This window comes from Streptomyces sp. NPDC090045, assembly GCF_044747975.1.
Classification (GTDB): Bacteria; Actinomycetota; Actinomycetes; order Streptomycetales; family Streptomycetaceae; genus Streptomyces.
Map to the genome: position 1 here is coordinate 843042 of NZ_JBIVFA010000001.1, position 13946 is coordinate 856987.

General features: G+C 68.2%; 13 protein-coding genes and 1 riboswitch. Of the genes, 10 read left to right on the plus strand and 3 right to left on the minus strand.

Going from position 1 to position 13946, the window contains the following annotated elements:
• The first annotated feature begins 83 nt into the window (after positions 1-83).
• From coxB to ACIPYQ_RS03875, 4 genes are all read left to right on the plus strand, one after another.
• A complete protein-coding gene (coxB, locus tag ACIPYQ_RS03860; RefSeq protein WP_401245793.1) occupies positions 84-1055 on the plus strand; it encodes a cytochrome c oxidase subunit II in 972 nt (323 codons plus the stop codon).
• The gene (gene ctaD / locus ACIPYQ_RS03865; RefSeq protein WP_361758345.1) at positions 1052-2785 is read left to right on the plus strand and encodes a cytochrome c oxidase subunit I; all 1734 of its coding nucleotides are present in this window, start codon (positions 1052-1054) and stop codon (positions 2783-2785) included. The genes coxB and ctaD overlap by 4 nt, the downstream gene beginning before the upstream one ends.
• On the plus strand, positions 2782-3180 hold the full coding sequence (locus ACIPYQ_RS03870) for a cytochrome c oxidase subunit 4 (protein WP_361758342.1): 399 nt from the start codon (positions 2782-2784) through the stop codon (positions 3178-3180). The genes ctaD and ACIPYQ_RS03870 overlap by 4 nt, the downstream gene beginning before the upstream one ends.
• Positions 3181-3306: 126 nt before the next feature.
• Positions 3307-4554: an Ig-like domain-containing protein gene (locus ACIPYQ_RS03875; RefSeq protein WP_401245796.1), complete on the plus strand. Its 1248-nt coding sequence runs from the start codon at positions 3307-3309 to the stop codon at positions 4552-4554.
• Between the two features lie 52 nt (positions 4555-4606).
• On the opposite strand, the gene ACIPYQ_RS03880 is transcribed toward ACIPYQ_RS03875, so the two are convergent.
• Complete coding sequence (locus ACIPYQ_RS03880; RefSeq protein WP_401245798.1) at positions 4607-5011, minus strand: hypothetical protein; 405 nt, start codon at positions 5009-5011, stop codon at positions 4607-4609.
• 199 nt (positions 5012-5210) lie between these two features.
• Between ACIPYQ_RS03880 and ACIPYQ_RS03885 the strand changes: the two genes are divergently transcribed.
• The 6 genes from ACIPYQ_RS03885 (at position 5211) to ACIPYQ_RS03910 (ending at position 12444) form a co-directional block, all read left to right on the plus strand.
• Entirely contained in the window at positions 5211-5831 is a 621-nt protein-coding gene (locus tag ACIPYQ_RS03885; RefSeq protein WP_030036314.1) for a heme-copper oxidase subunit III, read from the plus strand.
• Between the two features lie 76 nt (positions 5832-5907).
• The gene (locus ACIPYQ_RS03890; RefSeq protein WP_401245800.1) at positions 5908-6717 is read left to right on the plus strand and encodes a c-type cytochrome; all 810 of its coding nucleotides are present in this window, start codon (positions 5908-5910) and stop codon (positions 6715-6717) included.
• A complete protein-coding gene (locus tag ACIPYQ_RS03895; protein ID WP_361758329.1) occupies positions 6714-7772 on the plus strand; it encodes a Rieske 2Fe-2S domain-containing protein in 1059 nt (352 codons plus the stop codon). Before ACIPYQ_RS03890 ends, ACIPYQ_RS03895 begins: the two co-directional genes overlap by 4 nt.
• Complete coding sequence (locus tag ACIPYQ_RS03900; RefSeq protein WP_401245803.1) at positions 7769-9394, plus strand: cytochrome bc complex cytochrome b subunit; 1626 nt, start codon at positions 7769-7771, stop codon at positions 9392-9394. The genes ACIPYQ_RS03895 and ACIPYQ_RS03900 overlap by 4 nt, the downstream gene beginning before the upstream one ends.
• Positions 9395-9559: 165 nt before the next feature.
• Positions 9560-10624, plus strand: coding sequence for an anthranilate phosphoribosyltransferase (trpD, locus tag ACIPYQ_RS03905; protein WP_361758323.1), 1065 nt, complete (start codon positions 9560-9562; stop codon positions 10622-10624).
• An 88-nt stretch (positions 10625-10712) separates the two neighbouring features.
• A riboswitch (SAM riboswitch) is annotated at positions 10713-10829 on the plus strand.
• A 229-nt stretch (positions 10830-11058) separates the two neighbouring features.
• On the plus strand, positions 11059-12444 hold the full coding sequence (locus tag ACIPYQ_RS03910; protein ID WP_401245805.1) for an aminotransferase class V-fold PLP-dependent enzyme: 1386 nt from the start codon (positions 11059-11061) through the stop codon (positions 12442-12444).
• Between the two features lie 346 nt (positions 12445-12790).
• Here the strand turns inward: ACIPYQ_RS03910 and ACIPYQ_RS03915 are convergent, their stop codons facing one another.
• Both ACIPYQ_RS03915 and ACIPYQ_RS03920 read right to left on the minus strand, forming a co-directional pair.
• Positions 12791-13072: an Lrp/AsnC family transcriptional regulator gene (locus tag ACIPYQ_RS03915; protein WP_008738815.1), complete on the minus strand. Its 282-nt coding sequence runs from the start codon at positions 13070-13072 to the stop codon at positions 12791-12793.
• Positions 13069-13791: a rhomboid family intramembrane serine protease gene (locus ACIPYQ_RS03920; protein ID WP_401245807.1), complete on the minus strand. Its 723-nt coding sequence runs from the start codon at positions 13789-13791 to the stop codon at positions 13069-13071. The genes ACIPYQ_RS03915 and ACIPYQ_RS03920 overlap by 4 nt, the downstream gene beginning before the upstream one ends.
• Positions 13792-13946: the final 155 nt, after the last annotated feature.

Here is a 13946-nt window from a genome sequence, read left to right on the forward strand (position 1 = left end):
CCCCTGCCTGCGTCAGGGCCGGCGACCGACCCGAACACGGCCGCGGCCGGCCGCGCGGGCCGAGACTCTCGGGAAGGCGCTACGTGAGTCCCTACGGCTCCGACCGCTCGCCGCGGCGCCCGATGCGGCGGAAGCTGCTGCAGGCGCTGACTGCGGGCGTGGTCCTGGCGACCGCCACTGGTTGCTCGTATACATGGAAAGACTTCCCCCGCCTCGGAATGCCGACTCCGGTAACCGAGGAGGCGCCGCGCATCCTCTCCCTGTGGCAGGGATCCTGGGCGGCCGCGCTCGTCACGGGCATCCTGGTCTGGGGCCTGATCATCTGGAGCATCATCTTCCACCGGCGTAGCCGGACGAAGGTGGAGGTCCCCCCGCAGACCCGGTACAACATGCCCATCGAGGCGCTGTACACCGTGGTCCCGCTGATCATCGTCTCGGTGCTCTTCTACTTCACCGCGCGTGACGAGTCGAAGCTGCTCGCCCTCTCCAAGCCGGCGCACACGATCAACGTGATCGGCTTCCAGTGGAGCTGGGGCTTCAACTACGTCGAGAACGTCGACGGCGACGCTGCGACCCCGAAGGCGGGCGAGGTTCCGAAGGAGCTCGCCTCGATCCCGGACCGCTTCACCAAGGACTTCCCGAAGGGCGCCGAGGGCGTCTACGAGAAGGGCGTCCCGGGCGACCGGAACCCCCAGACGGGCAACCCGGGTCCGACCCTGGTCCTGCCCAAGGGCGAGAAGGTCCGCTTCATCCTGTCGTCCAACGACGTCATCCACTCCTTCTGGGTGGTCCCCTTCCTGTTCAAGCAGGACGTCATCCCGGGCCACACCAACGTCTTCGAGGTCGTCCCGAGCCAAGAGGGCACCTTCATGGGCAAGTGCGCCGAGCTCTGCGGCGTCGACCACTCCCGGATGCTCTTCAACGTCAAGGTGGTCTCGCCCGAGAAGTACCAGGAGTACCTGAAGGACCTGGCGGAGAAGGGTCAGACCGGCTTCCTGCCCGCCGGCATCCAGCAGACCGACCCGGCCCGGAATGCGGAAGTGAACAAACTGTGAGCATCCTCAACGAATCCCAGGGTGCCGCCGCAGCCGACTCGTACGAGAACGAGCTGCCGGTACGGCGCAAGCAGCCGGGCAACGTGGTCGTGAAGTGGCTCACCACCACCGACCACAAGACCATCGGCACGATGTACCTGGTCACCTCGTTCGTGTTCTTCATCATCGGCGGTCTGCTGGCGCTCTTCATGCGCGCCGAGCTGGCCCGTCCGGGTACGCAGATCATGTCGAACGAGCAGTTCAACCAGGCCTTCACCATGCATGGCACGATCATGCTGCTGATGTTCGCGACCCCGCTGTTCGCGGGCTTCGCGAACTGGATCATGCCGCTGCAGATCGGCGCGCCCGACGTGGCGTTCCCGCGGCTGAACATGTTCGCGTACTGGCTGTACCTCTTCGGCTCGACCATCGCGGTGGCCGGCTTCGTGACGCCGAACGGCGCCGCCGACTTCGGCTGGTTCGCCTACTCCCCGCTGTCGGACGCGGTCCGCTCGCCGGGCATCGGCGCCGACATGTGGATCATGGGTCTGGCCTTCTCGGGCTTCGGCACGATCCTCGGCTCGGTCAACTTCATCACCACGATCATCTGCATGCGCGCTCCGGGCATGACGATGTTCCGCATGCCGATCTTCACCTGGAACGTGCTGCTGACCGGTGTTCTGGTCCTGCTCGCCTTCCCGGTGCTGGCCGCCGCGCTCTTCGCGCTGGAGGCCGACCGCAAGTTCGGTTCGCACATCTTCGACGCGGCCAATGGCGGCGCATTGCTGTGGCAACACCTCTTCTGGTTCTTCGGACACCCAGAGGTGTACATCATCGCGCTGCCGTTCTTCGGAATCGTTTCCGAGATCATTCCGGTCTTCTCGCGCAAGCCGATGTTCGGTTACATCGGTCTGATCGCCGCGACGATCGCGATCGCCGGCCTCTCGGTGACCGTGTGGGCCCACCACATGTACGTCACCGGCGGTGTACTGCTGCCGTTCTTCTCCTTCATGACCTTCCTGATCGCGGTACCGACCGGTGTGAAGTTCTTCAACTGGATCGGCACCATGTGGAAGGGCTCGCTGTCCTTCGAGACCCCGATGCTCTGGACGATCGGCTTCCTGGTCACCTTCACCTTCGGTGGTCTGACCGGCGTCATCCTGGCCTCGCCCCCGATGGACTTCCACGTCTCCGACTCGTACTTCGTCGTCGCGCACTTCCACTACGTCGTCTTCGGCACCGTGGTCTTCGCGATGTTCGCCGGCTTCCACTTCTGGTGGCCGAAGTTCACGGGCAAGATGCTGGACGAGCGCCTCGGCAAGATCACCTTCTGGACGCTGTTCATCGGCTTCCACGGCACGTTCCTGGTGCAGCACTGGCTGGGCGCCGAGGGCATGCCGCGTCGTTACGCGGACTACCTCGCGGCCGACGGCTTCACCACGCTGAACACGATCTCCACGATCAGCTCCTTCCTGCTCGGCCTGTCGATGCTTCCGTTCATGTACAACGTCTGGAAGACGGCCAAGTACGGCAAGAAGATCGAGGTCGACGACCCGTGGGGTTACGGCCGTTCGCTCGAGTGGGCGACCTCCTGCCCGCCGCCGCGGCACAACTTCCTCACCCTGCCGCGGATCCGCTCCGAGTCCCCGGCCTTCGACCTGCACCACCCGGAGATCGCGGCCCTCGACCACCTCGAGGACCACAGCGTCGCGGCCCAGGCCGTCACCGGTGGCAAGGAGGCCGGCAAGTGAAGATCCAGGGCAAGATGTTTCTCTGGCTCTCCTTCTTCATCCTGATCATGGCCGTCGTGTACGGCGTGTGGTCGAAGGAGCCCGTCGGTACCACCGCGCTCTTCCTGGCCTTCGGCCTGAGCGTCATGATCGGCTACTACCTGGCCTTCACGGCCAAGCGCGTCGACGAGATGGCCCAGGACAACCTGGAGGCCGACGTCGCCGACGAGGCCGGCGAGCTGGGGTTCTTCTCCCCGCACAGCTGGCAGCCGCTCTCGCTGGCCGTCGGTGGCGCGCTCGCCTTCATGGGCGTCATCTTCGGCTGGTGGCTCATGTACTTCTCGGCCCCGATCATCCTGATCGGCCTGTGGGGCTGGGTGTACGAGTACTACCGCGGTGAGAACGCGAACCAGTAGGCAGCACCCGCGCGCGGACGTCCGCGCACGCACTTGGGGCCCGGACACCTCTTCGGAGGAGTCCGGGCCCCTCGTTTGCAGTCACCCCGCGCGCCGTAATTGTCATATCTTCATAGCGTTGGCCCCATGAAGCACTCACCGCGTCTTTGGACGGTACTCAGCTGCTCCCTGCTGGTCGCGTCCCTCGGGGCCGGCGCCACCGCATGCGGGTCCGGCGACAAGAACCCGCTGTCCGCCCGCCCGTACGACGCGGGCGATCAGGTCGCCTCCAACCAGAGCGCCGGCAGCCGCCCCGTGGACCCCGACAAACCCCTCGAAATCACCGCCAAGGCCGGTGGCGGCCGGATCACCGACGTGCTGGCCGTGGACACCCACGGCCGCCGCCTGGCGGGCGAGCTGAGCGCCAAGGGAGACCGCTGGCACAGCACGGTCCCGATGGCCTCAGGCGTCCGCTACACGGTCACCGTGAGCACCGAGGACGAGCGGGGCGCCCCGGGGCAGCGCACGCTCACCTTCAACACGACCCCGTCGAAAGGGGTCCTGAAGGTCGAATTCGGCCCGGAGGAGGGCAAGTACGGCGTCGGACAGCCCCTCACCGCCGAGCTCAGCGAGCCCGTCAAGGACAAGGCCGCCCGCGCGATCGTGGAGCGGGGCCTGATCGTCGACGCCCCGCCGGGAGTCGAGGGCGCCTGGCACTGGGTGGACGACAAGAAGCTGCACTACCGCCCGAAGGACTACTGGCCCGCCAACAGCGCCGTCTCCGTACGGAGCAACCTGGAGGGCATCAGGATCACCGACGAGCTCCACGGGGTCGCGTCCAAGCCGCTGAAGCTGGAGATCGGCGACCGGGTCGAGGTCACCACCGACGCCTCCTCGCACTACCTGACGTTCAAGCGCAACGGAGAAGTGATCAACACCATCCCGGTGACCACCGGGAAGCCCGGATTCTCCACCCGCAACGGGGTCAAGGTGGTCCTGGGCAAGCAGTACTTCGTCCAGATGCGCGGCGACACCGTCGGCATCGGCGGCAGCGAGTACTACAACCTGCCCGTCTACTACGCCACCCGCGTCACCTGGAGTGGTGAATACGTCCACGCCGCGCCGTGGTCCGTCGGCTCCCAGGGCTACGAGAACGTCAGCCACGGCTGCACCGGCATGAGCACGGGCAACGCCGCCTGGTTCTACGAGAACATCACCGAGGGCGACATCGTCCAGGTGATCAACAGCATCGGCGACGACATGGACATCTTCGGCAACGGGTTCGGCGACTGGAACATGGACTGGAAGGACTGGCGCCAGGGCAGCGCCCTCCTCAAGGGCACCCAGGAAGGCCGCAACCCGATGGACCAGGCCCGCCTCCGGCCCACCGTGTGACGGGAAGCGCACTGTGGGCCCACGGGAAGGCCGTGGGCCCACAGGCGCTCCGTCAGGCGGCCGACGAGGAGAGCCGGGTGCGCAGGACGCCCGCCAGGGCCTCCGCGAACTCCACCGGGTCCACCGGAAGGGTCACGGCGGCGTCCGCGCGGCTCCACGTGGCCAGCCAGGCGTCCTGGGGGCGCCCCATCAGCAGCAGCACCGGCGGACAACGGAAGATCTCGTCCTTGATCTGCCGGCACACGCCCATGCCCCCGGCCGGAACCGCCTCGCCGTCGAGCACGCAGGCGTCGACGCCGCCCGCGTCCAGCTCCGTCAGGACCGCCGGCAGCGTCGCGCACTCCACGAACTCCACCGGCGGCAGGTCCGCGGCGGGACGGCGTCCGGCCGCCAGCCGCACCTGCTCCCGGGTGCCCGAGTCGTCGCTGTAGACCAGAACCCGCGCAGTCGCCCGCATTTCGTTCCTCCACGTGTCACGTGAATCACGTTGATGTTGCGCGGGATGCTACTCCTCCCGATGCGTTGTCAACATCGGTTCGGACATGTGCACGGGACATCCCACCGAGGTCATCTGATGGGCCGTTCGGGCCTTGCACACGCCGCTGACACTCCGAACGGCACCCCCCGGGGTGAGGGCGGGATAAGCGACCGACATAATGTCGGTCGTGGCGACAGCAACGACAGTAGATACCGGGCACGCGCACCCGACGGTCAACCGGCCGAACCTCGTCAGCGTCGGAACCATCATCTGGTTGAGTTCCGAGCTGATGTTCTTCGCGGCCCTCTTCGCGATGTACTTCACCCTGCGATCCGTGACAGGACCCGAGTACTGGACAGAGCAGGCTTCGGCCTTGAATCTGCCCTTCTCGGCGACGAACACGACGATCCTGGTGCTTTCCTCGCTCACCTGCCAGCTCGGCGTATTCGCCGCCGAGCGCGGTGACGTGAAGAAGCTCCGGACGTGGTTCATCATCACGTTCGTCATGGGTGCGATCTTCATTGGCGGCCAGGTGTTCGAGTACACCGAGCTGGTCAAGCACGAGGGCATGAGCCTCTCGTCCGGTCCGTACGGCTCGGTCTTCTACCTGACCACCGGCTTCCACGGTCTGCACGTGACGGGCGGCCTCATCGCCTTCCTGCTGGTCCTCGGCCGGACGTACGCGGCCAAGAGGTTCACCCACGAACAGGCCACGTCGGCCATCGTCGTGTCCTACTACTGGCACTTCGTCGATGTCGTCTGGATCGGCCTCTTCGCCACGATCTACCTGATCAAGTAGCGAACACGTCACCGGGCAAGACCCGGCACTCCATCCAGACACACCGACGCAGAAGATCCTGACACCGGGGTAATCCGTGAAAAAGCTCTCCGCACGACGACGCCATCCGCTGGCGGCGGTCGTCGTTCTACTCCTCGCGCTGGCGGCCACTGGGGGGCTGTACGCCGCCTTTGCTCCCGCGGGCAAGGCGCAGGCCGATGAAACCGCCCAGTCCCTCGCCATCGAGGAGGGCAAGAAGCTCTACGCCGTGGGCTGCGCAAGCTGCCACGGAACCGATGGTCAGGGTTCCTCCGACGGCCCCAGCCTGGTCGGCGTCGGCTCCGCGGCCGTCGACTTCCAGGTGAGCACGGGCCGCATGCCCGCCCAGCAGCCCGGCGCCCAGGTGCCGAAGAAGCCCGCCATCTACACCCAGGCGCAGATCGACCAGCTGGCGGCGTACATCGCGTCCCTCGGCGCCGGTCCGATCACGCCGACCGCAAAGCAGTACGACCCGGCAGGGGCCGACATCGCCAGGGGTGGTGAGCTGTTCCGCAACAACTGCGCGCAGTGCCACAACTTCACCGGTGAGGGCGGCGCGCTGACGAACGGCAAGTACGCCCCCAACCTCGAGGGCGTCGACCCGAAGCACATCTACGAGGCCATGCAGACCGGCCCGCAGAACATGCCCTCCTTCCCGGACCAGACCATGCCGGAGCAGCAGAAGAAGGACATCATCGCGTACCTCCAGAACGTGAACGGCGAGAAGTCGGTCAGCCCTGGCGGCCTGAAGCTCGGTGGCCTCGGCCCCGTCTCCGAGGGTCTGTTCGGCTGGATCTTCGCCCTGGGTGCGCTGATCGCTGTCGCCGTCTGGGTCGCGGCCCACACCGCTAAGGCCAAGAAGTCATGAGTAGCCAAGAGATTCCCGAAGAGAAGCACCTGCCGAGCGAGCAGGGCGACGCGCACCACGGTGCCGTAGCGGTCGCGGACGACCCGTTCGCCGACCCGGGCCTCCCGGTCCACAAGCCGCGTATCCAGGACATCGACGAGCGGGCGGCGAAGCGCTCCGAGCGCACCGTCGCGATGCTGTTCACGCTGTCGATGCTGGCCACGATCGGCTTCATCGCGTCCTACGTGATCTTCCCGGTCGGGAAGATCGTCTACATCTTCCCCATCGGGAAGGTGAGCGCGCTCAACTTCGCCCTGGGCATGACGCTGGGCACGGCCCTCTTCTGCATCGGCGCGGGCGCGGTCCACTGGGCCCGCACCCTGATGTCCGACGTGGAGGTCGCCGCCGAGCGCCACGAGATCGCCGCTCCGCCGGAGGTCAAGGCCCAGGTCCTGCAGGACTTCCGCGACGGCGCGAGCGAGTCCGGCATCGGCCGTCGGCCCCTGATCCGCAACACGATGCTCGGTGCGCTGGCCATGCTGCCGCTCTCCGCCGTCATGATCATGCGCGACCTGGGCCCGCTGCCCGAGCAGAAGCTGCGCAAGACCGTGTGGGCCAAGGGCAAGCTGCTCATCAACGACAACACCAACGAGCCGCTGCGTCCCGAGGACGTGCTCGTCGGGTCGCTGACCTTCGTCAGGCCGGAAGGCCTGGAGGAGGAGCAGCACGACTTCCAGGTCCAGATCGCCAAGGCCGCCCTGATGATCGTCCGTATCCAGCCGGAGGACATCAAGGACAAGAAGGAACTGGAGTGGTCCCACGACGGGATCGTGGCCTACTCCAAGATCTGCACCCACGTCGGCTGCCCGATCAGCCTGTACGAGCAGCAGACGCACCACGTGCTCTGCCCGTGCCACCAGTCCACCTTCGACCTCTCCGACGGCGCCCGTGTCATCTTCGGCCCGGCCGGTCACGCGCTTCCGCAGCTGCGGATCGGCGTGAATGACGAAGGCTTCCTCGAAGCGCTCGGCGACTTCGAAGAGCCCGTCGGTCCTGCATTCTGGGAGCGCGGATGAGCACCAGCGACAACAACGAGCGCAAAGCGCCGGCCGGCGAGCGCGTAGCGGACTGGGCGGACGGCCGCCTGGGCATCTACGGCCTGGCCAAGGCCAACATGCGCAAGATCTTCCCGGACCACTGGTCCTTCATGCTGGGTGAGATCTGCCTCTACAGCTTCATCATCATCATCCTCACGGGTGTGTACCTGACGCTGTTCTTCCACCCGAGCATGAACGAGGTCGTGTACCACGGCTCGTACGTGCCGATGCAGGGCGTCATGATGTCCGAGGCCTTCGCCTCGACGCTCGACATCAGCTTCGACGTCCGCGGTGGCCTGCTGATCCGTCAGATCCACCACTGGGCGGCGCTGATCTTCGTCGCGGCCATGGTCGTGCACATGATGCGCGTCTTCTTCACCGGCGCGTTCCGCAAGCCGCGTGAGGTCAACTGGATCTTCGGCTTCCTGCTGCTGGTCCTCGGCATGTTCACCGGTTTCACCGGTTACTCGCTGCCGGACGACCTGCTCTCGGGTACCGGTGTCCGCTTCATGCAGGGCGCCATCCTGTCCGTCCCGGTCGTCGGCACGTACCTGTCGATGTTCCTGTTCGGCGGGGAGTTCCCGGGCGGCGACTTCGTCGCGCGGTTCTACTCGGTGCACATCCTGCTGCTGCCCGGCATCATGATGGGCCTGCTCGTGGCCCACCTGATCCTGGTCTTCTACCACAAGCACACCCAGTTCGCGGGTCCCGGCAAGACGAACAACAACGTCGTCGGCATGCCGCTGCTGCCGGTCTACATGGCCAAGGCCGGAGGCTTCTTCTTCCTGGTCTTCGGTGTCATCGCGGCCGTCTCGGCCATCGCGACGATCAACCCGATCTGGGCGCTCGGCCCGTACCGCCCGGACCACGTGTCCACCGGTGCGCAGCCCGACTGGTACATGGGTATGCCGGAAGGCCTGATCCGTGCCATGCCCGGCTGGGAGATCAACCTGTGGGGCCACACGCTCGTCCTGGGCGTGTTCATCCCGCTGCTGCTCTTCCCGCTGGTGCTGGGCGCGATCGCCGTCTGGCCGTTCATCGAGTCCTGGGTCACCGGGGACAAGCGCGAGCACCACATCCTGGACCGCCCGCGCAACGTCCCGACCCGTACGGCCTTCGGTGTCGCCTGGATCGCGGAGTACATCGTGCTCCTCATCGGCGGTGGCAACGACATGTTCGCCCAGTACTTCCACCTGTCGATCAACTCGATCACCTGGTTCGTCCGGATCGGCTTCTTCGTCGTCCCGGTCCTCGCCTTCATCGTCACCAAGCGGATCTGCCTCGGCCTCCAGCGCCGGGACCACGACAAGGTGCTGCACGGTCGCGAGACCGGCATCATCAAGCGTCTGCCGCACGGTGAGTTCGTCGAGGTCCACGAGCCGCTCCCGGCGGGTCAGCTGCACACCCTCACCGCGCACGAGCAGTACCAGCCGATCGAGATCGGCCCGACGGTCGACGAGAACGGTGTCGAGCGCAAGGTGAAGGCCGCCGAGAAGCTGCGCGCGAAGCTCAGCAAGGGCTTCTACGGCGAGAACAACCAGATTCCGAAGCCCACGGTGGAGGAGTACAAGGAGATCCAGGCCGGCCACGGCCACCACTGATCCCCTGCACCATCGCATGAGGGACTGATTCAGGTCAGTCCTGGTGTCGCCACGGCGAGAGCCCCGTCCAGTGTCTGGACGGGGCTCTTTGCCGTGTTCCGGGCTGGATAGGCTGAACCCCTTCCCATTCGACGTGGAAACCTTGACGAGTAGCAGGAGCGGACCATGAACGTTGCGACCCCGGCAGGCGGCGACAGCGTGGCGGCCCGTGGTTGGCCGGGCGTCCTCGACGCCCTGCTGACCGGCCAGGACCTGCGCGCCGACGACACCGCCTGGGCCATGGACCGGATCATGCGCGGGGAGGCCACCGACGCCCAGATCGCCGGCTTCACCGTCGCGCTGCGGGCGAAGGGGGAGACGGTCGCGGAGATCAACGGCCTCGTACGGGCCATGTACGAGCACGCCAACCTGATCGAGGTGCCCGGCCGGACGGTGGACATCGTCGGCACGGGCGGCGACGGGGCCAAAACGGTGAACATCTCGACGATGTCGGCGGTCGTGGTCGCCGGAACCGGCGCCAAGGTCGTCAAGCACGGGAACCGGGCCGCCTCCTCCGCGAGCGGCTCCTCGGACGTCCTGGAGAAGCTCGGGGTGAACCTCAACCTCAGCCTGACGCGGGTCGTGGAGGTCGCCGAGGAGGCCGGCATCACCTTCTGCTTCGCGGTGAAGTTCCACCCGGCGCTGCGGCACGTGGCCGCGGCCCGCAAGGAACTGGGCATCCGGACCTTCTTCAACGCGCTGGGCCCGCTGACCAACCCGGCCCGGGTGCGCGCCCAGGCGACCGGCGTGGCCGACCCCCGGATGGCCCCGATCATCGCGGGCGTGCTCGCCGAACGGGGCTCCTCCGCGCTCGTGTTCCGCGGCGACGACGGCCTGGACGAGCTGACCACGACGGCGACCTCGCGGGTGTGGTGGGTCCGGGACGGCAAGGTGGCGGAGCAGGTCTTCGACCCGCGTGACATCGGCATCGACCTGGTCGACGTCTCGGCGCTGTCCGGCGGCGACCCCGCGTACAACGCGGACGTGGCCCGCCGCCTGCTGGCCGGCGAGACCGGCCCGGTCCGCGACGCCGTGCTGCTGAACTCGGCGGCGGCCCTGGTGGCCCTGGACCCCGGTACGGGCACGCTGGAGGAGCAACTCGCCGCCGGTACCGTCCGCGCGGCGGAGTCCATCGACTCGGGCGCGGCACGCGCGGCGCTGGAGCGGTGGGTGGCGGCCAGCAACGCCTGACCCGGCCGATCGTTTCGAGCCAAGACCCCGGTCCGCCATGCGGACCGGGGTCTTGCGCGCGGGGGATCTTGTGGCAGGATGCTGACCAGGTCACGAGTGACAGCGTTTAGGCCCCGGCTTGCTGTCCGGCAACCCTCCTTCCGTGGCGGGGTGCCCCGGGTGATGACCAGGTCGTAGGCAGCAAGGCCTACGGCAAGCGCGGATCCCTCGACACCAGGGGTCCTGGTCTTCTCGAGGAGCTTTTTCCGTGAGCAAGCGAATGCGATAGGGCGACTCCGCCCCTACTTCACCCCTCGGACCAGGGTCACTTCCGTGTACCCCGCCGGCCGTCAGGTCCGGCCCGAGGGCTCTCCCGTACCCCGGACGGCCGCAGGGCCGTACCCGCGTACGGACACACCGAAGCCATTCAGCCCTGCCTGCCGGGAGATACCGCCATGTCCGCATTCCTGAACGCCGCCGTCGCCACCACCGCCACCGCCGTGGACCCCGCCTGTGCCGAGCCGCTGCCGGTGCTCGGCCGGGACGTCACCGTCCCGCTCGTCACCGGCGGCGAGGTCACCTACGCGGCCCTGGACTACGCGGCCAGCGCCCCGGCGCTCCAGAGGGTCTGGGACGACGTGGCCGCCTACGCCCCGTACTACGGCAGCGTGCACCGCGGCGCCGGGTACCTCTCGCAGCTCTCCACCGACCTCTTCGAGCAGAGCCGGGTCACGGTCGCCGAGTTCCTCGACTGCCGCCCCGCCGACCAGGTGATCTTCACCCGGTCCACCACCGACTCCCTCAACCTGCTCGCCGCAGTGCTCCCCGCCGGCTGCCAGGTCTTCGTCTTCGAGACCGAGCACCACGCCTCGCTGCTGCCGTGGTCGAACGCGCAGGTCACGTACCTCAACGCCCCGCGCACCCCGGACGAGGCCGTCGCCACCCTGGAGCGGGCCCTCGCCGACCGGGAGCCGTACGGGCCGGCCCTGGTCTGCGTCACCGGCGCCTCCAACGTCACCGGTGAACTGTGGCCGGTGAAGGAACTCGCCGCCGCCGCGCACGCCCACGGCGCCCGCATCGTGCTCGACGCCGCCCAGCTGGCTCCGCACCACCCCGTCTCGGTCCAGGACCTGGACGTGGACTGGGTCGCGTTCTCCGGGCACAAGCTCTACGCGCCCTTCGGCTCGGGCGTGCTCGCAGGCCGCGCGGACTGGCTGCAGCAGGCCGAGCCGTACCTCGCGGGCGGTGGCGCCTCCCGCAAGGTCGCCCGGCGCGAGGACGGCGGCGTGGACGTCGAGTGGCACACCACGGCCGCCCGCCACGAGGCCGGCTCCCCGAACGTCATCGGCGTCTACTCCATCGCCTCGGCCTGCCGGGCCCTGACCGAGGCCGGCTTCGACAGCCTCGTCGCGCGCGAGCGCCACCTCATCGCGAAGGTCCGCGAGGGCCTGGCGGAGGTGCCGGCGGTCCGCGTGCTGTCCCTCTTCGGGGACGAGGCCCCGCGGGTCGGCGTCATCTCCTTCGTCGTGGACGGCTGGAACAGCTCCCACTTCGCCGCCGCGCTGTCCGCGGAGTACGGGATCGGCGTACGGGACGGCCTGTTCTGCGCCCACCCGCTGGTGCGGACCCTGCTGGGCAGCGAGCCGCAGACGCAGGGCGAGTGCGGGGCCCCCGAGGCCGCCCCGGGCGAGCGCTCCCTCAACGCCATCCGCGTCAGCTTCGGCGCCGGCACCCCCGACGAGCACGTCGACCGCTTCGTCCGTGCGGTGAAGGAGCTCGTCGCGGACGGAGCCAAGTGGCAGTACCGCACGGAGGAAGGCCGCTGCGTCCCCGCCGTCTGACCGCGCCGCGCCGTCCCCCGGGGCTCCGCCCCGGACCCTCCCCCAGACTCCGTCCGGGGGGACCCCCACGCCTCAAACGCCGGCGGGGCTGGATTTACCCGGCCCGGTCTGCCTCAGGCGGCTGGGGGAGCGGGGGCGTGCAGGGGCGTCCCCGCAGGAGGAGCGCGCAACCGCCCTCAGCGGCCGTGACGGGCCCGCAGGCGCGACGACGAGGAGACGTCCCGGAGGGACCCCGCGGACGGCCCGGGCCTATGGGTTCCGCTCCGGGGCACCACCCCAGCCCCGCCGGCGTTTGAGGCGTCGCGAAGCCGGGGCCGACAGGAAGCCGCGGGCCGCGCCGGAGGCGTTACGCGTCGAGACCGATCGCGAACGCCGCTTCCAGGTCGTGCTGGGAGTACGTGCGGAAGGCCACGTGGGTGTCCGTCGCCTCGACGCCCGGGATCTTGCTGATGCGGCCGGGGATGATGTCCGCCAGGTTCTCGTGGCGGGCCACGCGGACCAGCGCGATCAGGTCGTACGTTCCCGTGACGGAGTAGACCTCGCTGACGCTGTCCAGCGCGGCGATGGACTCGGCGATCTCGGGGATGCGGTCCACGCTGGTCTTGATGAGCACGATCGCGGTGATCACGGCTGGCTGTCTCCCTCGGTGGCCGTCGCTGGTCGCCTCACTCTAGTCGCACCCCGATAGCGGGCCCACGCGTAGAGGAAGCCGACCGAGAAGCCCACCAGATGGGCCAGGTACGCGACCCCGGGGCCGCTTTCCGCCCGGTGCGCGGCCACCCATTGGAGGGCGAACCAGAACAGCAGCACGAGCCACGCCGGGAACCGCAGCGGCAGGAAGAACAAGAAGGGGAACAGGCTCGTCACCCTCGCCCGCGGGAGCAGGTAGAGGAAGGCGCCCAGCACCGCCGAGATCGCTCCGGACGCCCCCACCAGGGTCTGCGGGGACCCCGCGTTGGCCGCCGCGTAGGCCGCCAGCGCCACGTATCCCGTGCAGATGTAGAAGACGAGGAACGCCGGGCGGCCCATCCGCTCCTCCGCCATCGCCCCGAAGACGTAGAGGAAGAGCATGTTCCCGAGCAGGTGCAGCCAGCTGCCGTGGATGAACAGGGCCGTCAGCGGGGTCAGCCAGGCACGCGGGGTGCCCGTGAAGAGCTCGTCCGGGACCACGCCCCAGCGCCGGAAGTACGCGGTCCCGGCGGCCAGCAGCTCGTCGCCCGTCCCGTAGACCGGGTTGAGCCCCGAGGCAGGGCCGAGTACGAACACCACACCGCAGCCCGCGATCAGCGCATGGGTGACCACCGGTCCCCGGGCAGCCTCGCGTACGGCCCGCCACCTTACGATCATGTGACAGAGCATGACGCAACGGGACCCACCTGAGACGGTGGCAGGCCGTAGGGTTACGAGCTGCGGTCCGCCGTGTACGCCGAGATACGCCGACAGACACGGAGAGCTGCGTGGACGGCGGCGCGGACGGCGGCGCGGACGGCTTTAATTGAATC